Here is a 26944-nt window from a genome sequence, read left to right as displayed (position 1 = left end):
ACCCTTCCCCTCCCGCCCGGGCCTGACCCTTCCCCTCCCGCCCGGGTTCCCCTCTTTTACACGCTTCTCACCCTTCGCACATTTTACACCTTAAGCAACCCCGGAGAAAGCCAGCGAGCGCAGTCCCAAAGAAAGCGGCTGCCCGAAGGCAGCCGCAACATCGCACGATTATCTTGTTAATCTGACGTTCCCGCAAAAATTACCATCGCCTCCCGGGCAATGGCTCAAGCAAAGGCTTTACAGGCAATTTTCCTTTCGTTTTCCGACTTGTTGCGAAACCGTCAAACCGCGTCTCTTCCAAGTTCGGGGCGTCGACTCCCCTTGTTTAAACCCGCCGGGCCCCGGCGGTTTCCTCAAGCTGATGAGCCCCCGGGCCCCGCCGGCCTGTCGGACCCGCCGGGCCCTGCCGGTCTTCCGGGCCCGCCGGGCCCCGGAGGGCGTCGCACCGCCATCCGGAAACCCGCCGGGGCTCGACGGCTCACTTCTGGTGCGAGGCCTCCAGGCGGAGGACGTACTCCCAGTACGTGTCGACCTGCCGCTGCAGTTCCTCGATCACGTGGGCGTTCTTGGGGTTGGACAGGTGGCGGAAGCGGCCCTGGGTCCGGGTCCACTCGGTGATGGCCTTCTTCTCCTTGGGTTTGTAGTTGAGCTTCATCACGCCGTTTTCCACCTCGAAGAGGGGCCAGTAGCAGGTCTCCACCGCCAGGCGGGTGACCTCCATGCTCTTCTCCGTCGGGATCATCCAGCCGGGAACGCAGGGCGACAGGACGTTCAGGAAGGCCGGCCCGTCCACCTTGAGGGCCTTTTCCAGCTTGGTGGCCAGGTCGTTGTAGTGGGCCACGGTGGTCTGGGCGGCGTAGGGGATGTGGTGGGCGGCGGCGATGCTGGTGAGGTCCTTGCGCGGTTGGGACTTGCCCGGGATCACCTCCCCGGAGGGGGAGGTGGTGGTGGCGGCGCCGTAGGGGGTGGCGCTGGAGCGCTGGATGCCCGTGTTCATGTAGGCGCCGTTGTCGTAGCAGATGTAGACGAAGTCGTGCCCGCGCTCCATGGCGCCGGACAGCGCCTGGAGGCCGATGTCGTAGGTCCCGCCGTCACCGCCGAAGGCGACGACCTTCACCTGCCGGTCGGCGGGGAACTTCCCCTGGGCCTTGAGGGACTTGTACATGGCCTCGATGCCGCTGGCGGTGGCGGCAGCATTCTCGAAGGCGCTGTGGACGAAGGGCTTGGCCCAGCTCGTGTACGGGTAGATGGTGGTGGCCACCTCGAAGCAGCCCGTGGCGCTGGTCACCACGATGTCGTAGTCGGTGACCCGGTACAGGAGCTTCGGGATGATGGGGATGCCGCACCCGGCGCAGAGCCGGTGGCCGGCGGTAAAATGATCGGGTTTCTTGGACAGTTCTTTCAGGTTTGCCATGATGATCCTCCCTCAGTCCCTGACGGTGATGAATTCGGTGAGGGTCTTGTACTCGCCCGTCTCGGCGATCTTGACCAGCTCGTCCAGCACGTAGTTGCAGTGCCCCTCCTCGAGGTCGCGCCCGCCAAGCCCGTAGATCTTGTTGATCATGATGGGCTTCGGGTTGCAGTCGTAAAGGGTGGAACGGAGTTCCATGAAGAGGGGGCCGCCGTGGGCGCCGACGGAGTCCACCCGGTCCAGGACCGTGATCGCCTTCAGGTGCTTGAGGGCGTCGGCGTACTCGGCGGCGGGGAAGGGGCGGAACACGCGGGGCTTGAGCAGGCCGGCCCGGATGCCGCGCTTGCGGTAGGCGTCGATGACGTCCTTGGCGGTCCCGGCGGAGGAGTTGAGCACCACGAGGCCGATCTCGGCGTCCTCCAGGCGGTACTCCTCGAAGTAGCCGTAGGCGCGGCCCGTCAGCTTGCGGAAGTCCTCGGCCACCTCCTTGATGACGGGGAGGGCCTTGTGCATGCCGTCGGTCATCTGGCGGCGGTGCTCGATGTAGTAGTCCTGCAGGTCCAGGGCCCCGAGGGTGACGGGGTGTTCCAGGTCGAGCAGGGCGTTGAGGGGCTTGTACCCGCCGACGAAATCCTGGACTTCCTTGTCCTCCAGGTACTCCATCCGCTCGATGGAGTGGCTGATGATGAACCCGTCCTGCATCACGAGAGCGGGCAGCCGCACGTCCAGATGCTCGGCGACGCGCACGGCCTGGATCAGGTTGTCGTAGGCTTCCTGGGCGTTCTCGCCGTAGAACTGGAGGCAGCCGGAGTCCCGGGCGCCGAAGGAGTCGCCGTGGTCGCAGTGGATGTTGATGGGGGCGGACAGCGCCCGGTTGATGACGGAGAGGACGATGGGCAGCCGCATGCCGGCGGCGATGTAGAGCATCTCCCACATGAGGGCGAGGCCCTGGGAGGAGGTGGCGGTCATGACGCGGCCGCCCGCCGCCGCGGCGCCGATGCAGGCGCTCATGGCGCTGTGCTCGCTCTCCACGGTGACGAAGTTGGTCTTGACCTGGCCGTCGGCCACGTACTGGGAGAACTCCTCCACCACCTGGGTGGACGGGGTGATGGGGTACGCGGCGCAGACGTCGGGGTTGACCTGCTTCATGGCGTAGGCCATGGCGGAATTGCCGGTGGTTGCAACGATCTTGGCCATGGTGCTCCTCCTACTTCTCGCGCTGCATGCTGAGGGCCCGGACCTTCTCGGGGCACTCGTGGGCGCAGATGCCGCAGCCCTTGCAGTAGTCGTAATTGATGCCGCGGACCTTGCCGTCCTCGACGATGATGCTCATGTCGGGGCAGTAGACCCAGCAGCGGAAGCAGCTGATGCACTTGGAGCCGTCCCAGACGGGGCGGTCCACGCGCCAGGAACCGGTCTTGTTCTCCAGGGCGGAGCCGGGCATGTCGATGGTGCCGCCGATGGGGATCTCTTTCCAGTTTTTCAGTTTAAACATCGCTCTTTGCCTCCTCGTAGCCCCGCTTCACCGCGGCCAGGTTGCCCTCCACGACCTTGACGGGGAATTTGTGCTCGAGGCTCTCGCGGGTCTCCGCGAGCAGCGTCTCGAGGTTCACGATGGGGATCGCCTTGGCGAACGCGCCGATCATGGGTGAGTTGGGAAGGGCCCGGCCGATCTCCTGGATGGAGATGCCGGTGGCGTCCAGCGTGTACAGCTTGTCGGACGGCTTGAGCCCGAGGTGCTCGCGCATGGACCGGGCGGACTCGGTGGTGTTGACGAGGTAGACCGCTTCCTCGCGGGCGCCCTCGGTCAGGTTGACGGCGCCCACCAGGGTGGCGTCGACCACCACGATCACGTGGGGATTCTTCACCGGGGTGTGCACCCGGATCGGCTCGTCGGAGAAACGGTTGAAAACGCGGACCGGGGCACCCCGGCGTTCGGGCCCGTACTCGGGGAACGCCTGGATGTACTTGCCCACGGTCAGGATGACTTCCGCCAGCGTCTTGGCGCCGGTGACGGTCCCCTGACCGCCCCGCCCGTGCCAGCGGACTTCCAGCAGGTTGCTCATGGGTCTTCCTCCTGTCGGATGGGTTTCGGTTGCGAGAGATCGTGTCGTGTCCGGGAGGGAGTTTCCCGAAGCCCCTGTGGCCGGTCGGCCGGTCCGGGGGACCGCGCGGCGCGCCCCTCGAAAATCAAAGGCGCAAATATACCACGTTTTTCGAAGAACAATACGACAATGTTGAGATTTTTTCCTCGAATCCATCCCGGGCGGACCGCATTGAGAAGGGGGAGGCCAAGCCCCTTGAATTGACACGTTCGTAAAAAGCCCGGATTCGGATCTCACAGAGGCACAAAGGCACGGAGAAGAATCATAAGGATTGTTGATTCTATTAAATAAGATTTGCTTTTCTCCGTGCCTCAGTGCCTCTGTGAGAGAGCAGGACTCTTGGCGGGGGCGTCAGGAATTGACGCAAGGGATTTCAGACCGGAACCTGGCACGAAGTCGGCGTGCAGAGCCTCTCGCCTGGCGCGAAACCTCGCAACGTGTCCCGTGATGATGTTTCTGGGTTTTTCTTTGCGAGGCTTGGCGACGCAGCGGCTTTGCGTGAGGCGATGACCGCTTTTTTCTTGTCTTCCTGGGGACAGGTCAGTTCGATTCGGAGATGATGTACTCCTTCCGGCGGAAGATGAAAGCGCCGGCCAGGAGGGCCGCAAGGCCGAGGACCAGGAGCACCGCCACCGAGGCCGACGTACCGGACGGCTCGAGCTGGAAGGCCAGCGGGCCCGTGTTCTTCCCGAGTTGAGGGAGCAGCGACTTCAGCCAGTGAACAAGGGTGAATTTCTGGGTGACCCCCGGCATGAACTGGATGACGCTTTCCCAGCCGAAGACGAAGATCAGCCCCGCCAGGACGGGACGCTTGATCCAGGTCCCGGCCCAGGCGAAGAGGGCGCCGTAGGCGAGGACCCCCAGGAGCCCGACCCCCGTGAAGCGGAGGAACAGGCCCCAGCGGTCCGGGTTGGCCAGGCCGGCGGGGTCGGTGGTCACGAAGGCGGCCAGGAGGCTTGCGAGGGTGACGACGGCGGCCACCGCGAGGGAGGCCAGCGCCTTTCCCAGGAAGAGGGCGCCCCGCGGGGCCGGCCGGGTGACGAGGTAGACCAGGGTCTTGTCCTCGATCTCGTCCGACACCACCGTCGACCCGTAGAACAGGGCCAGCAGCGGGATCAGCAACTGGAAGAAGAAGGACGGCGCGGGGCCGTCGGCGAAGGTCAGGGCGGCGCTCCCGTGGCGGGCCCCGGCGGACAGGACCCCGACCAGCGCCAGGAGGACGGGCGGGACCAGGGCGAGGACGAAGAAGGTCCGCGTGCGTTTCGACCGGAGGGAGAGCTTCAGGAAGGCGAGCGCGACGATGCGTGTCCCCGTTGCGGTGTTCATCCTCACCTCCCCACCAGGTAATCGAAGACGGCCTGAAGGTTGTCGTCGGGGGAGGTGATCTCCTCCACCAGCAGGTCCTCCTCGGCGATGACGCGGGTCAGGGCGTCGAAACAGGGGTCGCGCCGGTCGGTGGTGAGCGTCACGCCGCCGTCCGCGTCGAGGGCGACGCTCCGGACGGCCTCGTGGCCGATCATCCGGCCCGCGACCTGCCGGGGTCGGTCGCAGCGCACGTAGACCTGGTGCGGGTGCTCGTCCAGCAGGCCGCGGATGGTGTGGATGTCCCCCTGGGCGAAGACCTTCCCCTGGTGGATCAGGAGGATCTCGTCCGTCATGCCTTCCACTTCCGGCAGGATGTGGGAGGAGACCACGATGGTCCGCCCCGCGGCCTCCAGTTCCTTGAGCATCTTCACGATCCGGATGCGCCAGAGCGGGTCGATGCCCCGGAGCGGTTCGTCGAGGAGCAGGAGTTCGGGGTCGTGGACCAGGCAGGCGGCGAGGCGGAGCCGCTGGCGCATCCCGAAGCTGTAGGCTCGGACGAGCTTCCGGGCGGCGTCCGTCAACCCCACGCGCTCGAGCGCCCCGGCGGCCTTCGCGTCCGCGTCCGCAGCCGGGAAGCCGTGCAGCCGGGCCATGAAGCGGACGAACTCCACTCCCGACATGTCCGGGTAGAAGCAATCCGCCTCGGGGCAGACGCCGATGCGCCGGAATACGCCGGGGTTGGCGAATACGCTCTCGCCGAAGACCCGGACGGCGCCGATGCTGGGCTTGAGCTGGCCCGAGACCAGCTTGAGCAGCGTGGACTTGCCCGCCCCGTTGGGCCCCAGCAGCCCCACGATCCCCGGGCGGATCTCCAGGTTGATCTCACTCACGCCCAGGATGTGGCCGTACCACTTGGACAGGTTCTCGCAGGCGACGATGGCGCTCATGAGCGCTCCTCCGCGCGGCGGACCCGGAGGTAGAGCATCCCGACGGCCAGGGCCGCGACCAGCGCCAGGATCACCACCGAGACGAAACCGTCCACCCCGAAGTCCGGTCCCTGGTTGAAGAAGAAGGTCCCGGCGTTCCGGACGTTCCGGGTCACCGACAACAGGAACCAGCCTCTCTGGCGGGTGGCGCCCACCAGGATGCCGGCCACGGCGTCCGAAAAGAAGAAGACGGCCACCAGCATGATCCAGATGAAGTTGATCCGCTCGCTCAGCGTGGAGACGAACAGGGTGACGGAGGCGAAGAAGAGGCCCGTCAGGACCGGGAAGACCACGATGGCCAGGAGCAGGCCGGGTTGCACGATCAACTGCCCGGAGAAGACCATCCTGAAGAGGAGGATGAGGACTCCGGGCGCGAGGGTGAACACGAGCAGGTAGAACAGGATCACCGAGAGTTTCCCGGCGAGGTAGCCCGTGTGGGAGAGCGGGCGCGAAAAGTAGAGGGGGAGGGCGCGCAGCCGGAGGTCGCCGGAGATGAGGCCCGCGCCGCAGAAAATGCTCAGGACCACCAGGTTGAAGATGACGAACCCGTTGGTGTAGACGAAGTTGAACAGGGAAGCGTCGGTCTGGAGGACGGCGACCAGCCGGGTGAACATCTTGAGTTCGGGTTTGGCGATGGCGTAAACCAGGGCCAGGAAGAAGAAGAACGGCATCGCGCACAGGGAGAAGACGAGGCGGGAGTGCTTCCGCTTCGCCACGCTCCGGACCCCGTTGCGGAAGATGGGGAGCCACCGCCGGCGGGAGGAGGTCAGCTCCCCGTCCCACCCGACGTAACCCTTAGGACGGATTCCCATGATTCTCCTCCACGGCCCGGATGAAGGCCTCTTCGAGGGTGACGCGGCTGCGCTGCAGGTGCCGGACCTGTGCGCCGGTTTGCCGGGCCGCCTGGAACAGGGCCCGGGTCGTCGCCCCGGGCGGGATCTCGACCCGGAAGCGCCCCTTCTCCGTCTCGGTCACGCGGATGGCCAGGGCTTCAAGCTCGCGCCCGAAAGCCGACGGGTCGCCCTTGATCCGGACGTCGAAAACATCGCCCGCCGCCGGCTGGAGTTCACGGACGGTCTTCTCGGCCACCACCCGGCCGTTGTCCACGATGACGACGTCGTTGCAGGTGGCCTCGACGTCGGGAAGCAGGTGAGTGGAGAGGATGACGTTCTTCCCCTCCGACGAGGCGATCTCCCGGATGAGGTCCAGCATGGTCTGCCGGCCGGCGGGGTCCATGCCGGAGGTGGGCTCGTCCAGCAGGAGCAGGCTGGGGTCGTGCACGAGGGCCTGGGCCAGCTTCAACCGCTGCCGCATCCCGGTGGAGTAGGTCTCCACCAGCCGGTAGCGGGACTCCTCCAGACCGACGTAGTACAGCACGTCGTGGGCGCGCTTGATGGCCGCCCGGCGGGGCATGCCGCTCAGTTCGCCCAGGTAGGCGGTGAACTCCACGGCGTCGAGACCGGGCAGGAGGCAGTCGCTCTCCGGCATGTACCCCACCTGCCGGCGGGCCTCCCGAAGACCGGCCCCCAGGGGGTGCCCGAGCACCGTCCCGGAGCCGGACGCCGGCCGGAGAAAGCCCAGGATCACCTTCATGAGCGTGGTCTTGCCCGCGCCATTGGGCCCGAGGAGCCCATGGATCCCCGGACCCAGGCGGAGCTTCACGCCGGCGAGCGCCACGGTCCCGTCGTAGCTGAACCGGATGTCGTCCAGCGTGATCATCTCTCCCGCCATCGTCCCCTCATCCCTCCCACTCGTTATCAGTATCAGTATCAGTATCGGTATCGGTATCGGTATCGCAATCGCAATCGCAATCGCTCTCGCTCTCGCTCTCGATCCCCCCCGCCGTCCCCCCCCTGCCCATTCCGCCCCTTGCCCCGTCCTGCCCGCCTTCTGCAAGAGCCCGAAAGCAATCATACGAGCGGAAAGCGGATTTTGATCCACTGAATTCCGGATGGCCGGGATTTTCCGATCCCGATCCCGACCGCGATCAGCAATCGGCAGGGCATCTCACGGGGGGAGGCCGGCGGGATCCGGTGGACGGGGCGAAGGGGATCACCGCGCGAGTCCCTTCTCCACCAGGGCCTTCGTCACGGGGAGCACCTGCCGGTCCCCGGCGGCCCGCAGCTCCGGGGCGGTCGTCGGGTTGAACTCCAGCTCCGCGAGGACGCGGCCGAGGGTCTCCTGGAGGGCCCGGGCGCCGATGCGGGCGTTGGCGGCGGCGTCCGCGACGATCCGGTCCACCGCCGCGTCGTCGAAGCGCAGGTCGATACCGAAGGAGGCGAAGTACTCTTTCGCGTGCCGGTAGGGCGAGTCGGGGACCCCGAGAAAGATCTGCCGGAGCGCGGGCCGGTCGAGGTCGTCCAGGACGGCCACGCTGCTGAAGCGGGAGATGAACTGGGGTACCATCCCGTAGGCGAAGAGGTCGCTGAGCTTGAGGTACTCCCGGAGGGTGAAGTGGATGGTCTTGCGCATGCGGCCGGTGGCGTCGTCCCACTCCGAGGTCTCGGAGAACCGGCGCTCGTCCTCCTTGTTCTCGACGAGCTTGTAGATCTGGTCGTAGAGTTCCTCGAACGCCCCCCCGGCCACGAACTGGACCCGCCGGGTGTTGACGGCGAAGCGGTGCCGCTTGCCGCCGGCGTCGGGGGCGGTCTCGTAGCTGGTGACCTCCCCCTCCAGGACCGTGAGCAGCGCCTGCTGGATGCTGATCCCGGCCACGTTGGTGCGCCCTGCGATGCGGGACGAGATCTTGTCCACCTCGTCCAGGCAGACGGTGGCGTTCTCCATCCGGTCCCGCAGGGCCTCGGGGTCGAAGGCGTCGCCGATCTCGCGGCGGGCGTCCGCCTCGAGGTTGCGGAACAGCCGCGACAGGCGGACCTCGCCGTCCTCGCCCACCAGCGAGTTGGCGTTCATGATGCTCAGGGTGGCGAACTTCTCCAGGTCGGGGTGCTCGCGGTAAAAGGCGATGATGGCCCGCATGATGGTGGTTTTACCGGTGCCCGAGTTGCCGATGAGGAGGATGTTGCTGTTTCTGAGGCCCTGCAGGTGCTTGTAGACCCCGACGGCGATCTGTCGCAGGACGGGGTCCTGGCCCACCACGCGGGCGGAGAGGAACGCGAAGATGTCTGCCGGGTTGTACCGCTTGCTCATTCCAACCTCCCAGATAACTTTTCAAACCACTGATTCGGTCTTTGAACCACTAATCTCACTAATCTTCACTAATGGATGCAAAGACAAGGTCCCGGACATTCCACGTTCCACGGCGAGGGGTAATTCTATCTCGAATCACGCTGAAGCCGCATCAACAATCAATATTCATTATAAATTATATATATTTAGAGGATTGCACTCTTGTAGCCTATGCCTTTGTTTTATTAGTGGAAATTAGTGTGATTAGTGGTTGCATCATCCGGGTCAGCGGGGGGTGCCGTCGAGGTGGACGCCGGGCTTGAGGTAGTTCCGGACGTAGTCGTCGACGGCTTCCTCCAGGGTGTTGGGGCGCCCGACGAACCCCGTGGCGTTGAACCGGCCCATCTCGGCGCACGTGTGGTACTGGTACCGGTCCCGGAGGGCCTCCGGCATGTCGATGAACTCCACGTTCACCGGCTGGTCCAGGGCCTTGAAGAGGGCCGCCGCCAGGTCGTTCCAGGTCCGGGCGACGCCGCTGCCGATATTGAAGATGCCGCAGTAGGGGGTCCCGAGGAGGTGCAGGGTCATCCGGACCGCGTCCTTGACGTAGAGGAAGTCCCGCTGCTGGGCCCCGTCCGCGTACTCCGGGCGCCCGGACCGGAACAGCTTCATCGGTCCGCCCGAGAGCACCTGCTCGAAGGCCCTCAGGACGACGCTGCGCATGTCCCCCTTGTGGTACTCGTTGGGGCCGAAGACGTTGAAGAATTTGAGGGAGACGATGCGGCCGAGGACCCCGGCGTCCCGGGCCCAGAGGTCGAAGAGGTGCTTGGAGTAACCGTAGGGATTGAGCGGGCGGAGGGTGTCCAGCCGGCTTTCGTCGTCGAGGTAGCCCTGGGTCCCGTCGCCGTAGGTGGCGGCGCTGGAGGCGTGGAGCAGGCGCGCCCCCTGCTTGAGGGCGAAGCCGGCCACCGCCTTGGCGTACTCGAAGTTGTTCCGGACGAGGAAATCCACGTCCCGCTCGGCGGTGTCGGAGCAGGCCCCGAAGTGGAGGACCGCCTCCACGCGGCCGAGGTTCTCCCCGGACGCCATGGCGGCCAGGAAGCGGTCCGCCTGCAGGTAGTCCCGGAACCGGAGCCCTCGAAGGTTCTTCCAGCGTTCGTCCCGCTCGAGCCGATCGACCGCCAGGATGTCGGTGTACCCGCGCTCGTTCAGCGTCCGGACGGCATTGCTGCCGATCATGCCCGCCGCGCCCGTCACGATGATCATGAACAACCTCCCGAGCTTCGCTTCCGCCGACGCAGCCTGAGCGGCCCCTGGCGGGTGAAAGCGGGACTATAAGGCCGAACGGCCCCCGGCGCAAGGAGTTTGTCGTCCCGGCATTTCGGGCCACGGTTCCCCTTGAAGGACGGCCGGCCCTGGTATAAGCTCGCCCCGGACCCGATCCCGCAGGCATCCTTTTTGCGATGGTTTCCTGTGTGCATTTCTCGAGAGAGGCCCGACATGAGAATCCGGACACAGCTTTTCATCGGTACGGCGGCCTTGGTCCTCGCGCTGCTCGGGGTCCAGTGGGGACTCCAAGTCCGTCAACTGAGGGACCTGGACCAGCAACTGGCGGAGACGGCCGCCGACGTCACGCGGACCCTGGTCTTCGGCGAGACCGGCCGGACCGCGCCGGAGGGACCGGTGGAGAGCCGGGAATCCCGCCGGGTCATCCGGGTCCGGCCGGAGACCGCCGGCGAGCCCGGGGCGGTCGGGATCGTCCTGCCCCTGCTCTTCGACGAGGTCACCCCGGACGCCGTTCCTGTGACGGGGGAGACCATGACCCGGACAGTCCGGATCCGCCGGGAGGAGCCTTCCCGTCCGGTGACGGGGGACCCCTCGCCGGCCGCCCCGGGGAGTGCGGCGGCGCCGGAGGTGAGGAAGCTCCGGGTCACCGAGACGAAATCCTACACGATCAAGGTTTCCGTGGACCAGAAGGGGCCCCGCAATTACGTGGTGATCGCCGGGCTCCCCCAGGGGGAGCGCCGGATCCCGGTGCCGAAATCCAACGCGTCCGAGGTCATCCGCGCCACCCTTCACCAGGGCCTCATCGCGGGGATCGTGCTCCTGGCCGTGGGGCTGGTGGGGGGAGCGCTCGTGGCGCACCGGGTCACGAAGCCCATTCGCCGCCTGAAATCGGGCGCCGAGGCCGTGGGGCGCGGCGAGCTGGGCACCCAGGTCGCCGTGGAGTCCCGGGGGGAACTGCGGGACCTGGAAATGACCTTCAACCGGATGTCCCGCCAGCTGGCGGAGCTGGAGGTTGAGAAGCAGAGCTGGAAAGCCCGGGAGCACCTCGCGGAACTGGGCGGCCTGGCGCGGGGCCTGGCCCACACGCTCCGCAACCCGCTCAACACCTTCGGCCTGGTGATCGAGGAGCTGGGCGCCCGGGGCAGCGACGAGGACAGGACCCTGGTGGCGACCGCCCAGGCCCAGATCCGGCGCATTGACCGGTGGGTCCGTTCCCTCCTGGCGGTGGGGAAGGAAGGGGCACTGGAACCGGAGCCGGCGGACATCGTCCAGGTGGTGACCGACATGGTCTTCGAGAGCCTGCAGGCCGGGAACCGGGTCGAACTCCGCTGCGAAGCCGAAAGCCTGCCGTCGCGGGTGATCCTGCCCGCCCTGAGACCGGCGCTGGCGAACCTCGTGGAGAACGCCGCGGAAGCGTCGCCGGCGGACCGCGCCGTGGAGGTCGAGGTCGGGGAAGACGGGGAGGACGCCGTCATCGTCATCCGGGACCACGGTCCGGGGCTTCCCGGGGAGGTCCGCCGCAGGCTCTACGCCCCCCACGTGACCACCAAGCCCGAGGGGTCGGGCATGGGCATATACCTCTCCCGGCAGCTGATCGAGGGCATCCACGGGGGGAAACTGGACATCGGGGACGACCCGGGCGGCGGCACCGTCGTCACGGTGCGGATCCCCCGGCAGTTCCCTGGCCCGGGGGAAAAGGCGTGAGGCTGTAAGAACGATCGGGGCCAGGATCGCTCTCGCTCCGGGTGCCGGTCCGTTGCCTGCCGAGGCCGGTTTTCGGGCCGGGTGTGAGGTCGATAGTGATGGCGACGCGATAGTGACGGTGATCGCGATAGCAGCGATACCGATAGCGATACCGATGAAATCGTTGATGGGTGGGAAATGGGGTGAAACATGGGTGTGGAACACACAGTCCTGGTAGTGGAAGACGAGAACGCCCAGCGCAAGATCATCGCGGACATCCTCCGCCGGGAAGGGTTCCAGGTGGAAGAGGCCGCGTCGGGCGAGGCCGCCCTGGACGCGATCGAGACCCGGGTCCCGGACCTGGTCCTGAGCGACTGGAAGCTGCCCGGGATCGGCGGCGGCGAACTGCTGGCGCGGGTCCGCTCCCGGGGGCCGAGGCCGGCCTTCATTGTCATGACGGCGTACGGTTCCATTGCCCACGCGATGGACGCCATACGGAACGGAGCGGACGACTACCTCGCCAAGCCCTTCGAGCGGGACGAGTTGCTCATCGCCGTCCGCCGGGTGCTGCGCACCACCCGCCTGGAAGACGAGAACCGCCGGCTTCGGGAGGAAATCACCGGTCGGGAAGGGTTCGGGGAGATCCTGGGGAAGGCGGAGGCCATGCAGCAGCTTTTCCGGACCATTCGGAAAGTGGCGGCCACCGACGCCACCATCCTCGTCACGGGCGAGTCGGGCACGGGGAAGGAACTGGTGGCCCGGACCCTCCACGAGCAGAGCCCACGCGCCGAGCGACCCTTCGTGGCCCTCAACTGCGCGGCGATCCCCGACACCCTCATGGAAAGCGAGCTGTTCGGTTACGAGAAAGGGGCCTTCACGGGGGCCAGCCAGAGGAAGGAAGGGAAGTTCGAGGAGGCGCGGGGCGGCACCCTGTTCCTGGACGAGATCGCCTCCATGCCGCTCGGCCTGCAGGCGGTCCTCCTGCGCGTCCTCCAGGAGCGCCGGTTCTCCCGGCTGGGCGGGCGGGGCGAGGTGGAGTGCGACGTGCGGATCGTCGCCGCCTCGAACCGCGACCTGCCACGCATGGTGGCCGACGGCGCTTTCCGCGAGGACCTTTACTATCGCCTGAATGTCCTCCAGCTCCGGCTCCCGTCCCTCCGTGAACGGAAGGAGGACATCCCCCTGCTCGCCCGGCATTTCCTGGCCCGGGTGTCCGAAAAGTACGGCCTGCCGGCCCTTCCGATCCCCGCGGACCTCCTCCGCTGCCTGGTGAGCCACCCCTGGCCGGGGAACGTGCGCGAACTGGCCAATGTCATGGAACGGTTGGCCCTGATGGCCGACGAGGGCCGGTTGCGCCTCCAGGACCTCCCCGACGAGATCCGCGCCGAGCCCGGGGATTCCGGCTGCCCCTTCCGGTTGCCCCCGGCCGGGCTCGACTGGGACGGGATGGAGTCCGGCCTGTTGCGCCAGGCCCTCGGCAGGGCCGGGGGGAACCGCTCCAATGCCGCCCGCCTCCTGGGGATGAGCTACAAGACCTTCCTCTACCGCCTGGAGAAATTCGGCCTCCACTGAGACGGCCGCGCCAATAGAGGGGGTTAGCGGTTTAGGCTGAAGGGGTTTAGGGTCAGACCCGCTGAATCAGGGCCGTCGGGCGCACCATGCCTCGGCCCCGGAATCCCGTTCGTGTCTTTCGGGGTTCCGTTTCCGGTTTATCAGGGCAGGGTGAGGGCACTTTATCGCGATGCCGTCCCCTCTCCCGATTTGAGGACGTCGGATCCTCATTTGAGGAAAACCCGCATTATTCTTCCGTGTATTTCGTGGCCCCCTTTCCGCCTTATCCGGGTTGGAAGGTGACCCGGAAATGGCATCCCGGTTGCGAATACCTGGTTGCGGCCACGCCCGGGAACCGGGCCGGCGGCCTTGCGAACGAAAAACTCACTCTCACAGGAGGTCATCATGTTCTGGACGGTAATGTTCTCTCTGGTTCTTTTCCTGGCCCCCGTCGGCCTGCTCGTCAGCGCCGACCCGCCGGAGGCGCCCGCCGACGGGAAGGCTGTGTCTGTCGGCACGGCGAAGGAAGGAGAAGTGACGACCATCGTCGTGACGGAGAAGGACGGGAAAATGGTCATCGAGACCGGCGGCAAGTGTGTCGTCACCGACGCCGGGCCCGGGAAGCGCGTCTGCAAGGTGGTGACGGCGGGCGGCGACACGGACCCGGCGACCGGTGACGGGACGTCGGTGCGGGTCGAGAAGCGGGTGGTGGTCCGGTGCGGGGAAGACGGCGAAAAGGTGGTGATCGAAGGGGAAGCGCCCTCCGACGTTCGCAAGATGGTCTTCCGGTTGAACGAGAAAGACACCCTGGACGGCCTCAAGGACGGCGAGTCCCGAACCCTCGGGGAAAAGGGCTGCACCCTCACCGTGACCCGCAAGGGGGACCGGCTGTTCCTGAAGGTGGACGGGTTGAAGGACCTGCCGGAGATCCCCCTGGACCTCGGGAAAGGGGACAAGGAAAAAAGCCGGAGATACTGTGTCCGGGTCTGCAAGGAGAAAGGCGGGGAGGACGCCGAGCCGATCGTCCTCGTCGATCGGGACGCGGCCGGGGACCGGGACATCCGGCTCCGTCTGAAGGTGAAGACCGGCCAGGAGACGCTCCGGTTCCGGGTGAACGACGAGGACTTCGAGGTCGGGGTCGGCGACCTCGCCGAAGGGCAGCCCAAAACCCTCAGCCGCGGCAACTGCACCCTGACCCTCACCCGGGAGGGTGACGAGGTCTCGGTCAAGGTGGAGAAAACCCCGATCGTTCCCTGACGCCCACCCCGACAAGTGCCATCGGCTTCCGGTCGATGGCGCTTTTTTGTCTCGGGAGCAATCGAATTCCCGCGAGGAGTGGTCAGGCCGCCGTCACGGGTGTTCCGTCTCCATGCCGGGCAGGAAAGCGGAAGAAAGCCGGAGCAGGCCCGGGCGGGACCCTTCCGCCACCCGGGCGGCCAGGCGCGCCGCGGCTTCCCGGCCGTCGAGGGGCGTGACCGCCGTGGTCGTGAGGAGGCGGGGCGGTTCGGTCCCGGGTTCGTCCGCGTCCACCGGGGCGCAGGCGGCGGGGTCCGGAATGAAGAGCGGCCCCCCCGCCGGTTGCCCGGCCGAGACGGGCCCGGAGACGGCCGCCACGACGAGGGGGCACCCCTGCCGGAGGGCGGCCCCCAGGAAGGCGGACAGGGCGGGAAGTTCCTCCCCGTTCACCACGGCGAGGGCCAAGGGGCCGGCGATCCCCGCGGCCCCCGGGTCCCGGATGCGGGCGGCGAACGCACAGCCGAGGGCCCGTGCGGCCGCCGCCGTCGGCCCCGGGAGGGCGTGGACGGCGACCCCGCTTCCGCCATGAAGCGAGAAGGCCTTCAGCACAGGTTCCACCAGGACGTCGCGACCGCCGAAGATGCGCAGCGGGGCCCGGGGGGGCGGGCCCGGGGCAGGCAGCGGCGCGCCGCCGGCGGGGAGCGGAAAACGCGGGACACTCACTTCCTGGGACCCTGCCCGGAAGCCTTCCACGAGGGCCTCCGCGCCGGTGAGCGCCCGCAGGGGCGGCCCCGCGGGGAAAGGCCCCGGCCGGAACCGGGGGGGGAGCCGGGTTTCCCCCCGGCCCAAACCCTGCCGGTAACCCTCGTCGAAGGCGTCGCGGGCCGCGCCCCGGACGGGGTCTTCCTTTCCGGAGAGGCCCTCCGCCAGCGCCTCGCGGACAACCTCCCGGGGGAGGCCCAGGCAGGACGCCAGGGCCCCGAGGGCTACGGCGTTGCGGTGGGAGCGCGTGCCGGAGACATGGCGGGAAATATCCCGCAGGGGGATTCCCAGGCCGTGCATCAAGGGGCCCACGTGCCCGGCCAGGGCGACGTCCTCCTCGAGGTAGCCCGGCGGGTTGCCTTCGAAGATCACCGCGCCGTCGTCGCTCAGGGTGCTCATCTCTCCGATGGCCGACGGGTCGTGCAGGGAGACGAGGACGTCCGGGCGGCCCGGGAAACCCGCCGCCGCCCCGGGAGGGAAGATCCGGACCCTCACCCGGACGCGGCCGCTGCGGTCGCCTACCCGGGGGAAGTCCCCGTCGCAGGCGGCCGGGACCCCGAGGCCCGCCAGGGCCCGCACCAGGCCGTGCCCCGCCGTCAGCGCCCCGTCGCCGGGCCGGCCGCAGAACAGGATGGACAGGGTGTTCACGCTTTCGCCTCCCATGCCGGCCGTCACCCCCGGACCCGGTCCTGCCACCAGGGCGTCGACACGCTGACCCCTTCGATGGACAGGATGCTCGACTTGGCCCGCCCGGCCCGGACCACGTCCCCCAGGATGTTGAGGGCGGCCGTCTCACCGAGGTTCCGGGCGTTGGGCCATCCGACGGAGGTCCAGTAGCTCCGGATCGACGGGTTGTAGACCTGGGCGCAGTCCCCCGCGGCGTAGATGTCCTCCCGGTTGGTCTGAAGGTACTCGTTGACCATGATGCCCCGGTCGATGTCAAGCCCGCTGCCCAGGAGAAAATCCACGTCGGGAACCAGCCCGAAGAAGCCCCCGGCGAGGTCGCAGGCCAGGGTCCCGCCGCGGGCCAGCCGGACTTTCAGGCCCCCGCCCTCGTCGGTCAACGCGGTGACCTCGTCGTCCTGGATCACCCGCGCCCCGCGACGGGCGAGGGACTCGGCGAACTCCCGGCGCTGCGCGGGGGTCGGCGTCAAGGGCCAGAAGGCGTCCCGGTCCACCAGGAAGGTCACCTCGCGGCCCAGGGCGAGAAATTCCTCCGTCAGCCGGAAGCTGACCAGGTCGCCCCCCGCCACGAAGATGGACCGGACGGCGGGGAGCCGTTCCCGGAGGGCGCGGGCATGGTCGAGGGTCTTCACCACCGTGAACCGCCGCCGGTACTCCCAGAGCGGTTCCGGGATCCGGGGGCGGCTGCCGCAACAGACGAGCAGGCGGGAGTAGGCGAGCTTCTCCATGTGCTGCAGGTAAAGGGTTCGGGATGCGACGTCCAGGCGGGTCACCCGCTGCCCCAGGCGCAGGCGGATGTTCCGCTGCCGGTACCACTCCAGGGGGTGGACGCGAAGTTCCGCCTCGGGGAAGGCCCCGGAGATGAACTTTCGGAGCTTGTGGCGGAAGTAGAAGAGGTCCTTCTCGTCGGAGACCAGGGTGATGCGGCCCTCGGGATCGCCCTGGCGGAGGACCTCCGCCGCCCGGTTCGCGGCGGCCCCGTTGCCGATGACGACGTAGTGTTCCGGTTTCACGCCATCACTCCCTGCCCACCCGGCGGGAGGGCTCCAGACCGATGCGCTGCGTGGTGACGCACCGGCGGGGGCAGACCGCGGCACAGGCCCCGCAGCGGATGCACCGTGCGTTGTCGACGGCCACGGTGACCGCCGAGGCCCAGTCCTTCACCCATTCCCACCGGAGGGCGCCCGGTTCGTCCGGGTCGTCCGCGGCCCGGGCCCACCCGATGCACTCCCGGGGGCAGGCTTCGATGCAGGCCGCGCAGAGCGTGCAGCGCTCCGGGTCGATGACGTAGTGCTCGTCGCAACCGTAACAGCGGCGGGCTTCCCGTGTTCCCGCCTCCGGGTCGAAGCCCCGCTCCGTTTCGCAGGAGGGGTCCGCGAGGCGTTCGCCCACCTCGGAGACGGCCCAGTCCTGCCGGGGGAGGAAGTCCCAGCGGAAGTCCCGGCGTTCGCCGCCCGGGGCCCCCACGCGGACGCGCCGGCCCGGCTTGGCGCCCCCCGTCAGGCTCTCGTGGATTTCCCAGGCCACCCGCCGGGCGTTCCCCATGGCCTCGATCACCGTGGAGGCCCCCCGGGCGAAGTCCCCCGCGGCCCAGACCCCCGGTCGGCCCGTGACGCCCGTGGCCGGGTCGGCGCGGAACTCCGGGAGGTCGCCGCGGAAGGGCCGGGGGTCGGGGGCCTGGCCCACCGCCAGGATCACCGAGTCGGCGTCCAGGGTGAAATCGGAACCCTCGATGGGGTGGGTCAAGCGTTCGCCCGTCGGACGGGCCCCGCCCAGGCGGGTGTAACGGAAGCGGACGCCCTCCACCCGACAATCCCCGAGGATGTCGATGGAGGAGACGAGGTTGAGGAAGCGGACGCCCTCCCGTTTCGACTCGACGATCTGGTCCCGGGTGACCACCAGGTCCTCCTCGGTGGTCCGGATGCACAGGTGGACGTCCGAGGCCCCCAGGCGCCGGGCCGCGCGGGCGCAGTCCACCGCGGTGAACCCGCCGCCGATCACCAGCACGCGCCGCCCGACGGGGGGCAGGCCGCCCGCGTTCACCGTCATCATGAACTCCAGGCCTGAGAAGACGCCCGGCAGGTCCGCGCCGGGGAGGGCGGGCTTCCGGGCCGCGTAGCACCCCGCCGCCACCAGGACGGCGTCGCTTGCGGCCAACAGGTCCTCGAAGGGGACGTCCGCCCCCACCCGGACCCCCAAATTCACCCGGAGCCCCCAGGCCGCCGTGTTCCCGATCTCCCGCTCCACCTCGTCCTTGGGGAGCCGGAAGGGCGGGATCCCGTAGGTGAGCATGCCCCCCACCCGGGGCATCATCTCGAAAACCTCCACCGCGTGGCCCAGGCGGGAGAGGAGGTAGCCGGCGGTGAGCCCCGCGGGGCCCGCCCCGACGATCGTCACCCGCTTCCCCGTGAACGGGGCGGGCGCCGTGGGAACGACGCAGGCGAAGTGCCCCTGGTCGGCGGCGAAGCGCTTGAGGCGGCAGATCTCCACGGCCTCGCCCAGGTCCGGATCGGCGTGCCGGCAGGCCTTCTCACAGGGTCGCGAGCAGACGCGGCCCAGGAGGCCCGGGAAGAGGTTGGTGCCGGCGTTGAGCCTGTTGGCCTCGGTGTAATCCCCGTTCCGGATGGCCCGGAGGTAGCCGGCCACGTCGGTGATCACGGGACAGGCGGCGGTGCAGGGGACGCACGCCCGGAAGCGGGCGAGGTCCGCGGGGTGTCCCGACAGGAGGGGTTCGAGAGGGGGGGCGGGGGGCGTCGGCATGGCCTCGGGCGGCTCAGGTCAGGCTGAGCAGGAGGAGGAGGGTGTCCCGGACGTCCACGCGGTTGTTGTGGTCGAGGTCGGCCTCGCGCCAGTCGATGTCCGACTTCAGGAGGTTCCCCGCCTCGAAGGCAGCCAGGGTAGCGAGGTCGAGGGCGTCGATGAGCCCGTCGTCGTTCACGTCCCCCTCCGTGGGGCCCGTGTGAAGGCTGAGCTGGACGTCGAGCCGGACCGGGGCCCCTTCGGTGATCACCACGTCGTTCACGGTGAGTGGGGCGTAGCCCTCGGCTTCGAAGGTGAGGGCGTAGGTCCCCGGGAGGAGCCGCCGGTAGTAGTCGCCCGTCACCGGGTCCGACCGGAAGGGGACGTTCCGGCCGAATGCGGTGATGTCCGCCGCCAGGGGCTGGCCGGTGCCGGCGTCCGTCACCACGCCCCAGACCCCTTTCAGGGCCTCTTCCATGTAGCAGAGGAGACTCTCGCGGTTGTTGTCCCAGTACGTCTGAAGGGTGGAGGCGGGCGGGAAGAAGGTGTCGGAGAGTTCGATGGTGACGGCCAGGTCGCCGGTCCAGTTGTAGCTCCAGTCCTGGAGCCCGCCGAAGAGGATGTACCAGTCGCAGCCGTTGGTGATGCCGTGGTGGAATTCGCTGCTGTTCCACATGGGAGGATTGTGGCAGGCGTAGGCCTCGGAGATGTGGATGAAGGTGTCGTCATCGGGGCAGGCCGCGTAGGAACCGGAGGGCTTGGTGGTACTGTCCCAGGGGTAGTTCACCACCAGGGCGCCGGTGTGGAAGTTGGCGGACATCACCGTGGGGCGGCTGTCGAACCAGGTCATGACGGCGGCCGTCTCCGGCTCCCGGCCGTCCGGGGTGTTGACCGGGTCGTCGATCCGGTCGGGGAAGTTGCGGTTGAGGTCGACACCGTGGGCGTTGTAGCGTTGCGGGGAGGCGAAACCGCCGTAACCGTCGGGGTTCATCAGGGGGAGAACAAAGATTTCCATCTGGTCCACCAGGCGGGTGATCCGCGAGTCGGAGCCGTAGCCTTCCGCCAGGAGGTGGATCAGTCGCATGAGCATCTCCATGCCCAGGGGCTCGTTCCCGTGCATGGACCCGATGTAGCGGAACCCGGGCTTGAGGGCGACCGCGTCGGGGTTGGCGGTGATCTTCATGACGTGGAGAGGGCGGCCCTGCACCGACGTTCCCGCCGAGTAAAGGCGGCAGATGTCCGGGTGGGCGGCGGCGACGGCCTGCAGGTCCGCGGCGAGGGTGGCCAGGGTGTAGTAGGCGTCGGCCGCGTCACCCCCGATCTCCCCCGCGGCCAGCCGCTGCCGGAATTCCTCGAGGGCGCGGTCGGGGATGGGGAAGGCCGAAAACCCTTCCACGGAGAGCCGCTCCCGCTCGTCGTCGGTGAGGCGGACCTCGGCCCAGCCCCGGCGGACGGACACGATGTCCGTGACCAGGCCGGAGAGGCGGGCGAGGTCGGCGTCGGTATAGACCTGGACGAGGGCAGGGCCGCGGTCTCCCCCCGGCCAACCCGCGCCGGGCGGGTGCGCGGGGTCCCCGCGGCCCTGGCGGGGGAGGCAGACGGCGGGAGCCAGGCACAGGAGAAGGCCGAGGATCAGCGTCCGTTGGGTCATCGAGCATCCTTTCCGCCGGGCAGGCTCCCCCCCTGGAGTTTCGTGAGCCGGCGAAGGCCCATTTAATCCCAATCTCACCAAGAACGCAAGGGAAAGGTACGCCGGGCGAGCCGAGCCCGGCGCCTGGCAGGTCCGTTTTTTTCCCGGTCACGGCAACCGGCCGGGGGGCTGACCCGAGACGACATTCCCTCCGGCGAGCGCGCGCCTCGGCTCGGCGGGCGTACGGGGAAAACGTCCCTTTCGGCGAGCGCGCGCCTCGGCTCGGCGCGCGTACGGAAAAACCTTGACAGGTTTGTCGGGGAGGGCGCAAAATCCCGACCGCCCTCTCACGGCGAATTTCACGCGGCGGTGATGGAATGCCGGTGGACCCGTCTCTTCTGAAGGATACGCAACTGTGTGCCGAGCTGGACCCGGCGGACCTCGCCGCGCTCGGCCGGATCGCGACGAAAGTGGGGCGGGAGCAGGGGGGGATCCTGTTCCAGGAAGGCGACCCCGCCACCGGGTTCTTCGTGCTGCTGGAGGGGAAAGTGCGGGTCTACAAGGCGTCCCCCGGGGGGCAGGAGTACACGCTGCACCTCATCACCCCGGGCCAGCTCTTCGCCGAGGCGGCGATGTTCTCGGCCCGGACCTACCCGGCCAACTGCGAGGCGGTGGAGGACACGGTCACCGCCTTCTTCCCGAAGGAGGCCTTCGTCCGGCTCCTCGCCGAGCGCCCCCGGCTGTCCCTGAAGATCATCGTCTCCCTGTCGCGCTTCGTCCGGGAGTTCAACCGGATGGTGGGCGAGCTCTCCCTGCGGGACGTGCCTTCCCGGCTGGCCCTGTACCTGTGGTCCGTGTTTCGCCGGGGCACAAGCCGGACCTTCCCCCTCGGCATGAAAAAGATGGAGCTGGCGGCGAAGCTCGGGACGGTGAGCGAGACCCTGTCGCGGTCCCTGCGCAAGCTCAAGGAAGCCGGCGTCATCCGGGAAAGCGGGGGAGCGGTCACCGTCGTCGACCCCGCCCGCCTCTCCGCGGTCGCCGAGGGGATCGAGAAAATCTGAGAGAACCCGGCTTCGCCTTTTTCGGACCGACCGTCATCTTATCCTTTGGCCGTGGATGCGTCGAATGGAGAACAGGAGCGATGCACAGCTGGTGGCGGACTTCCAGGCGGGTGACGGCGACGCGTTCGCGGCGCTGCTGAGCCGGTGGCGGAAGCCCGTCCTGAACTTCCTCCTGAAAGCTTCGGGGAACGCCGACGACGCCCAGGAGCTGTTCCAGGAGACCTTCGTCAGCGTCTACCGGAACCTCCACCGGCTGAAGGAACCGGGCAAGTTCACCGCCTGGCTCTTCGCGATCGCGCTGAACCATGCCCGGATGCGTTTCCGCTCGGCCCGGCGGATCGTCCGCGACGACCTCGCGGACGTGGAGAGCGAAGGGCTCAAGGCCGACGCGGGCGCCGGCGACCGGTTCGCCCCGCCGGTCGACCCCGAGGAGGCGCTGGGGCGCAAGGAGATGGCGGCCGCCGTCCGGAAGGCGCTTGGCCGCCTGGAGGACCGCCAGCGGGAGGTGATCCTCCTGAAGGAGTACGGGGGACTGAAGTTCCAGGAGATCGCGGAGACCCTCGACATCCCCCTTTCCACGGTGAAATCGCGGATGTACATCGGGCTCGAGAACCTCCGCCACGAGATCCGGAAAATCATCCGACTGTAGGTGCACCATGAACTGTCGGGAATTCGGAACGCTGCTGATGGACCTGGTTTACGACGAGATCGACCCCGGGGCGAGCGCCGCCGCCCGGGAGCACGCCGCGGGGTGCGAAGCCTGCCGCGCCCGGCTCGAGGCGGTGAGGGGGACGCGGGAGTGCCTGCGCACCCTGGACGAGCCGCTTCCCGACGTGGCGTTCGTGGCGTTGCCCGGTGCGGACCCGTCGCCGGCCCGGGTGGCCGCCTTCCCGCCCCGCCGCCGCCGGTGGGCGGCCGTGGCGGCGGCCGTCGCCGTCTGCCTGCTGGCCGGGCTCCTGGTGATGAAGACCTCGATCCGCTTTTCCAACGGTGCCCTGGAAGTGCGGATCGGGGGCGGGGGCCCCGAAGACGGCGCCTCCCGCCAGGAGGATCAGCTGAGGCGCCTGGCGGACTCCATCGAGGAGAACCAGATCCAGAAGGCTTACGTGGTCGTCAACCAGATGATCGCCGAGAGCGAGGAACGCCAGTTGCAGCGGACCCTCGACCTGATCCAGAACGTCTACCAGCAGCTCGAGGCCCGCAAGGGGGCGTCGAGGGGCGTCCAGGGCGAGGGGGTCGGGTTCGCCCCGGCCGCCCCCGCGAGCGCGAGCCCTCTCCCCGTCGCGCTGAGGGAACCGGACGGGCCCTCCCGCTGGGAGAAGCACACCGGGGTGACCCAATGAGGAAGCGCCCGACCCCCCGGCCCCCCGCCGTCGCTCTCCTGCCGGCGGCCCTCCTGCTGGTGTCCCTGGCGGCGCCCGCTCCCCTTCCGGCGCAGTCCCCCTGGAAGCCGGGCAGCCCGTCGGTGGACCTCTTTCGCATGAAGACCGAGTGCGGCCAGTTCGAGACCGCCCTGGACGCCGCCATCCGGCAGGCCATCCCCCACCCCATGTTCCTGACGGAAAAGACCCAGGGCGCCTACGTGGAAAACTACGGCGTGGTATTCCAGTTGACGGTCAACCTGGGGCGGGGGTTCATCCTCTTCGCGGGGACCCAGCCCATGGCCCGGGACAGCAAGGCCGTCGCCACCGAGAACCGCCGCACGCTGGCCCAGTTGAAGCAAAGCCTGCTCTACACCCTCTGGCAGAACGGGAATGCAATATCCCAATTGTCTTCGAACGCGAGAATCTGTATAATCACCCACGTTCTGAATCTGCCCACCGGTCGGGATGATTCTCCCAAACGCGTCATGATCCTGACCATCCAGAAAGCGGACCTGGCGAATGGCGGTTCGGGGCAGAGACCGACTTTCGATCAATTCAAGCGCAGGGTGAAGTTCATTGATTATTAAACTATCCGAAATCAAGCAGAAGCGTTTGATCGGCGAGATCCTGCTCGAGAAGGAGATGATCTCCCCCGAGAACCTCAGGACGGCCCTCAACCTGCAGAAGGAGAACCCCCAGGGCGAAAAGCTCGGCAAGATCCTGGTCAGCCTGGGGTACATCTCCGAGAAGGACCTGCTCAGGGAGCTGAGCCTGCAGCTGGAGATCCCGCTCCTCAACCCGGAGATGATCCCCGCCGTGCCGGTCATCGAGGATGCCTTCAGTCTTAACTTCATGAAATTCAACAAGTTCGTCCCCATCCACTTCGACGAGGGACTCCTGAGCATCGCCTGCGTCTACCCCAACGACTACGCCCTGGTGAACACCATCCGCCAGCTGACGCAGCACGAGATCAAGACCTACCTCGCCGGGGAGGCGGAAATCTCCGACCTGGTGGAGAAACTCTACGGGACCGGCGGCACCGACGTCGAGCGCATCATGGACGGCTTCCAGGGCGACGACATGGACATGCTGGGCGAGAACGCCGACATCGAGCACCTCAAGGACCTCGCCTCGGAAGCCCCGGTCATCCGCCTGGTCAACCTCTTCATGCAGAAGGCGGTGGAGGTCGGCGCCAGCGACATCCACGTGGAGCCCTTCGAGAAGGAGTTCAAGGTCCGGTTCCGCATCGACGGGATCCTCCACGACATCGAGTCCCCGCCGAAGCAGCTCAAGGCGGCCATCATCTCGCGCATCAAGCTGATGTCCAAGCTCAACATCGCCGAGCGGCGCCTCCCCCAGGACGGCCGGATCAAGCTGCGCCTGCTGGGGAAGGAGATCGACCTCCGCGTCTCCACCCTCCCCACGCTCTACGGCGAGAGCGTGGTCCTGCGCATCCTCGACAAGGGGACCTCCCGCCAGTACGAGATGACGAAGCTCGGCTTCCAGCCCGACATCATGCGGATGGTGGACGACCTCATCCACCGCCCCTACGGCATGTTCCTGGTGACGGGCCCCACCGGGAGCGGCAAGTCCACGAGCCTCTACTGCTGCCTGAGCCGGATCAACCTGCCCGACAAGAAGATCATCACCATCGAGGACCCGGTCGAGTACCAGATCGAGGGGGTCAACCAGATCCACGTCAACCCCCAGATCGGGCTGACGTTCGCCAGCGGTTTGCGCTCCATCGTCCGCCAGGACCCCGACGTCATCATGGTGGGCGAGATCCGCGACCTCGAGACGGCGGAGATCGCCATCCGGGCCGCCCTCACCGGGCACCTGGTCTTCTCGACCCTGCACACCAACGACGCGCCGGGCGCCATCACCCGCCTCGTGGACATGGGCGCCGAGGACTACCTGCTGGCCTCGTCCATCCTGGGCGTTCTGGCCCAGCGCCTGGTGCGCGTGATCTGCGACGACTGCAAGGAGGCCTACCGGCCCGAGGCCCGGCTGCTGAAGCAGTTCGGTTTCCCCCCCGACGCGGTGTTCTACTCGGGGAAGGGGTGTCCCACGTGCTCCAAGACGGGGTACCGGGGACGGATCGGCATCTTCGAGATGATGCCCATGACCGAGGAGATCCGGCACCTCACCGTCACCAACGCCCCGGCGTCGGAGATCCGGAAGACGGCCGTCGAGCAGGGGATGCGGACGCTCCAGGAGGACGGCTTCCACAAGGTCCTCCAGGGCGCCACCACCCTGGCGGAAGTGCTCCGCGTCACGCAGGAAACCTGAGGACACGGGAAAAAGGAAACCAGAGGTACCCATGGCGGAATATTCCTACAAAGCGGTGACGCCCGAGGGCAAGGCGGTCGAGGGTTCCCTCGACGCGGAGAACGAGCGGGCCGTCCTCGGCAAGCTGCAGGACCTCGGCTACTTCCCCATCCGGGTCTCCGCGGGGAAGGACGCGCAGGAGTCGGCGTTCGGCTTCCGCTTCGGCCAGAAGAAGAAGGTCAAGGTCAAGGACCTGCTCCACTTCACGGGGGAACTCAACACCCTGCTGCGCTCCGGCCTCCCGCTTGACCGCAGCCTGATGATCCTGGAGGAGCTGTCGGAGAAAACGGTCTTCCGGGAGATCGTCCACGACATCATCAAGAAGATCAAGGGCGGGAAGTCGCTCTCCGACGCCATGGCCGAGCACCCCGAGGCCTTCCCCAAGGTCTACGTCAACATGATGAAGGCGGGCGAGGCCGGGGGGATCATCCCGCAGGTCCTCTCCGAGCTGACGGCTTACCTGGAACGGACGGAGGAACTCCGGTCCTACCTCGTCTCCGCCCTGATCTACCCCTGCATCGTGGTGCTCATGATGGTGGTCTCGGTCCTGGTGATGTTCTTCTTCGTCATCCCGAAGTTCGCCTCGGTCTTCGACGGCACCACCATGCCGGTCCCCATGGCCATGCAGTTTCTCCTGGGAATCAGCAACTTCGCGTCGTCCTGGTGGTGGGCGTTCCTGGCCGTCTTCATCGTCCTCGGGATCTCCGCCTGGCAGTTCCGGGTGTCCCCCAAGGGGCGCCGCGTCTGGGACGAGAAGGTCCTCAAGCTCCCGCTCTTCGGCAAACTGATGAACCGGATCGAGGTGGCCCGTTTCAGCCGGACCCTGGGCACCCTGCTGCAGAGCGCGGTCCCCATGGTCAGCGCCCTCACCCTGGTGAAGGAGGTCGTCCGGAACCAGGTGGTCGCCAACGCCCTGGAGCCCATCAAGAGCGGGGTCAAGAAAGGCGAGGGGCTCACGGGGCCCATGAAGAAGACCGGGATCTTCCCGCCCCTGGCCCTGCACCTCATCGAGGTGGGCGAGGAGACCGGCAACCTCTCGGCGATGATGCTCCAGGCCGCCGACGTGTTCGAGAAGGAGGTCCGCGTGGAGATCAAGCGTCTCATCAACCTCCTCGAGCCCTTCCTGATCCTCCTGATGGGCGTGATGGTCGGCGCCATCGTCCTCACCATGGTCAATTCCATCTTCAGCATCGGCGATATCCCCACATGACCGGTGCGAAAATCGCGTAGGGAGACAGCAATGAACAGCAAGATCCACTCGACGGAAAACAAGATGAACCGCAAGGGTTTCAGCCTGATCGAGCTGATGGTGGTCCTGATCATCCTGGGCCTCATCGCCGCCATTGTCATCCCCCGGACGGGTCTCTTCACGAAGAAAGGCTCCATCCAGGCGGCCAAGCAGCAGATCACCGCCCTCAAGGCCGCGCTGGAGGCGTTCCGGGCCGACATGGGGCGCTACCCCTCCTCCGACGAGGGCCTCAAGGCCCTGATCGAGAACCCCGATCCCAACAACACCAACTTCGAACAGAACGGCTACCTGGACAAGAAGAAGATCCCCAAGGACCCCTGGACCAACGACTACATCTACAAGTCGCCCGGCGACCACAACACCGACTACGACATCAGCTCCAAGGGGCCTGACGGCCAGGCGGGGACCAACGACGACATCAACTCCTGGGAGTGACG

At 67.5% G+C, this 26944-nt stretch carries 24 protein-coding genes; 10 read left to right on the top strand and 14 right to left on the bottom strand.

What is annotated here, in order from left to right; translation table 11 throughout:
* Window positions 1-478: 478 nt before the first annotated feature.
* From KA419_10785 to rfaD, 10 genes are all read right to left on the bottom strand, one after another.
* The gene (locus tag KA419_10785; protein MBP7866426.1) at window positions 479-1417 is read right to left on the bottom strand and encodes a pyruvate ferredoxin oxidoreductase; all 939 of its coding nucleotides are present in this window, start codon (window positions 1415-1417) and stop codon (window positions 479-481) included.
* 9 nt (window positions 1418-1426) lie between these two features.
* Window positions 1427-2608: a pyruvate ferredoxin oxidoreductase gene (gene porA, locus KA419_10780; GenBank protein ID MBP7866425.1), complete on the bottom strand. Its 1182-nt coding sequence runs from the start codon at window positions 2606-2608 to the stop codon at window positions 1427-1429.
* A 10-nt stretch (window positions 2609-2618) separates the two neighbouring features.
* Entirely contained in the window at window positions 2619-2906 is a 288-nt protein-coding gene (locus tag KA419_10775; GenBank protein ID MBP7866424.1) for a 4Fe-4S binding protein, read from the bottom strand.
* Entirely contained in the window at window positions 2899-3477 is a 579-nt protein-coding gene (locus tag KA419_10770; protein MBP7866423.1) for a 2-oxoacid:acceptor oxidoreductase family protein, read from the bottom strand. The genes KA419_10775 and KA419_10770 overlap by 8 nt, the downstream gene beginning before the upstream one ends.
* A 579-nt stretch (window positions 3478-4056) precedes the next feature.
* On the bottom strand, window positions 4057-4842 hold the full coding sequence (locus KA419_10765) for an ABC transporter permease subunit (protein ID MBP7866422.1): 786 nt from the start codon (window positions 4840-4842) through the stop codon (window positions 4057-4059).
* A gap of 2 nt (window positions 4843-4844) precedes the next feature.
* Complete coding sequence (locus KA419_10760; GenBank protein MBP7866421.1) at window positions 4845-5768, bottom strand: ABC transporter ATP-binding protein; 924 nt, start codon at window positions 5766-5768, stop codon at window positions 4845-4847.
* Window positions 5765-6619, bottom strand: a complete 855-nt coding sequence (locus tag KA419_10755) for a hypothetical protein (GenBank protein ID MBP7866420.1) — start codon at window positions 6617-6619, stop codon at window positions 5765-5767. The genes KA419_10760 and KA419_10755 overlap by 4 nt, the downstream gene beginning before the upstream one ends.
* Window positions 6603-7526 (bottom strand): ABC transporter ATP-binding protein, encoded by a 924-nt coding sequence (locus tag KA419_10750; protein MBP7866419.1) that lies wholly within the window; start codon window positions 7524-7526, stop codon window positions 6603-6605. Before KA419_10750 ends, KA419_10755 begins: the two co-directional genes overlap by 17 nt.
* Window positions 7527-7859: 333 nt before the next feature.
* Window positions 7860-8954 carry an AAA family ATPase gene (locus tag KA419_10745; GenBank protein MBP7866418.1) on the bottom strand — a complete coding sequence of 365 codons (1095 nt, stop codon included), beginning with the start codon at window positions 8952-8954 and terminating at the stop codon, window positions 7860-7862.
* Between the two features lie 264 nt (window positions 8955-9218).
* Entirely contained in the window at window positions 9219-10199 is a 981-nt protein-coding gene (gene rfaD, locus KA419_10740) for an ADP-glyceromanno-heptose 6-epimerase (GenBank protein MBP7866417.1), read from the bottom strand.
* A 234-nt stretch (window positions 10200-10433) separates the two neighbouring features.
* Here rfaD and KA419_10735 point away from each other — a divergent pair, with 234 nt between their 5' ends.
* From KA419_10735 to KA419_10725, 3 genes are all read left to right on the top strand, one after another.
* The gene (locus tag KA419_10735) at window positions 10434-11924 is read left to right on the top strand and encodes a HAMP domain-containing histidine kinase (GenBank protein MBP7866416.1); all 1491 of its coding nucleotides are present in this window, start codon (window positions 10434-10436) and stop codon (window positions 11922-11924) included.
* Between the two features lie 189 nt (window positions 11925-12113).
* On the top strand, window positions 12114-13475 hold the full coding sequence (locus KA419_10730) for a sigma-54-dependent Fis family transcriptional regulator (protein ID MBP7866415.1): 1362 nt from the start codon (window positions 12114-12116) through the stop codon (window positions 13473-13475).
* 384 nt (window positions 13476-13859) lie between these two features.
* Complete coding sequence (locus KA419_10725; GenBank protein MBP7866414.1) at window positions 13860-14711, top strand: hypothetical protein; 852 nt, start codon at window positions 13860-13862, stop codon at window positions 14709-14711.
* Window positions 14712-14804: 93 nt separating this feature from the next.
* On the opposite strand, the gene KA419_10720 is transcribed toward KA419_10725, so the two are convergent.
* From KA419_10720 to KA419_10705, 4 genes are read right to left on the bottom strand one after another with little or no spacing between them, the layout of a single operon-like run.
* Complete coding sequence (locus tag KA419_10720) at window positions 14805-16100, bottom strand: 2-oxoacid:acceptor oxidoreductase family protein (protein MBP7866413.1); 1296 nt, start codon at window positions 16098-16100, stop codon at window positions 14805-14807.
* A 23-nt stretch (window positions 16101-16123) separates the two neighbouring features.
* On the bottom strand, window positions 16124-17149 hold the full coding sequence (locus KA419_10715) for an FAD-dependent oxidoreductase (protein ID MBP7866412.1): 1026 nt from the start codon (window positions 17147-17149) through the stop codon (window positions 16124-16126).
* Between the two features lie 4 nt (window positions 17150-17153).
* Window positions 17154-18896 (bottom strand): FAD-dependent oxidoreductase, encoded by a 1743-nt coding sequence (locus tag KA419_10710; protein MBP7866411.1) that lies wholly within the window; start codon window positions 18894-18896, stop codon window positions 17154-17156.
* A gap of 13 nt (window positions 18897-18909) precedes the next feature.
* A complete protein-coding gene (locus KA419_10705; protein MBP7866410.1) occupies window positions 18910-20526 on the bottom strand; it encodes a carboxypeptidase regulatory-like domain-containing protein in 1617 nt (538 codons plus the stop codon).
* Between the two features lie 356 nt (window positions 20527-20882).
* On the opposite strand from KA419_10705, the gene KA419_10700 reads away from it, so the two are divergent.
* The 7 genes from KA419_10700 to gspG all read left to right on the top strand — a co-directional run bounded on the left by KA419_10700 (window position 20883) and on the right by gspG (window position 26942).
* On the top strand, window positions 20883-21566 hold the full coding sequence (locus KA419_10700; protein ID MBP7866409.1) for a Crp/Fnr family transcriptional regulator: 684 nt from the start codon (window positions 20883-20885) through the stop codon (window positions 21564-21566).
* Between the two features lie 64 nt (window positions 21567-21630).
* Window positions 21631-22215 (top strand): sigma-70 family RNA polymerase sigma factor, encoded by a 585-nt coding sequence (locus KA419_10695; protein MBP7866408.1) that lies wholly within the window; start codon window positions 21631-21633, stop codon window positions 22213-22215.
* A 7-nt stretch (window positions 22216-22222) separates the two neighbouring features.
* On the top strand, window positions 22223-22909 hold the full coding sequence (locus KA419_10690) for a zf-HC2 domain-containing protein (protein ID MBP7866407.1): 687 nt from the start codon (window positions 22223-22225) through the stop codon (window positions 22907-22909).
* Window positions 22906-23517 (top strand): hypothetical protein, encoded by a 612-nt coding sequence (locus KA419_10685; protein MBP7866406.1) that lies wholly within the window; start codon window positions 22906-22908, stop codon window positions 23515-23517. The genes KA419_10690 and KA419_10685 overlap by 4 nt, the downstream gene beginning before the upstream one ends.
* A 55-nt stretch (window positions 23518-23572) precedes the next feature.
* Window positions 23573-25219 (top strand): type II secretion system ATPase GspE, encoded by a 1647-nt coding sequence (gene gspE, locus KA419_10680; protein MBP7866405.1) that lies wholly within the window; start codon window positions 23573-23575, stop codon window positions 25217-25219.
* 31 nt (window positions 25220-25250) lie between these two features.
* Window positions 25251-26468: a type II secretion system F family protein gene (locus KA419_10675; protein ID MBP7866404.1), complete on the top strand. Its 1218-nt coding sequence runs from the start codon at window positions 25251-25253 to the stop codon at window positions 26466-26468.
* Between the two features lie 63 nt (window positions 26469-26531).
* Window positions 26532-26942 (top strand): type II secretion system major pseudopilin GspG, encoded by a 411-nt coding sequence (gene gspG / locus KA419_10670; GenBank protein MBP7866403.1) that lies wholly within the window; start codon window positions 26532-26534, stop codon window positions 26940-26942.
* Window positions 26943-26944 lie beyond the last annotated feature (2 nt).

Source organism: Acidobacteriota bacterium, from assembly GCA_018001935.1.
Classification (GTDB): domain Bacteria; phylum Acidobacteriota; class JAAYUB01; order JAAYUB01; family JAAYUB01; genus JAGNHB01.
The sequence above is the reverse complement of the archived record's forward strand: the minus strand, read 5'-3'. Positions and strand labels throughout refer to the sequence as shown.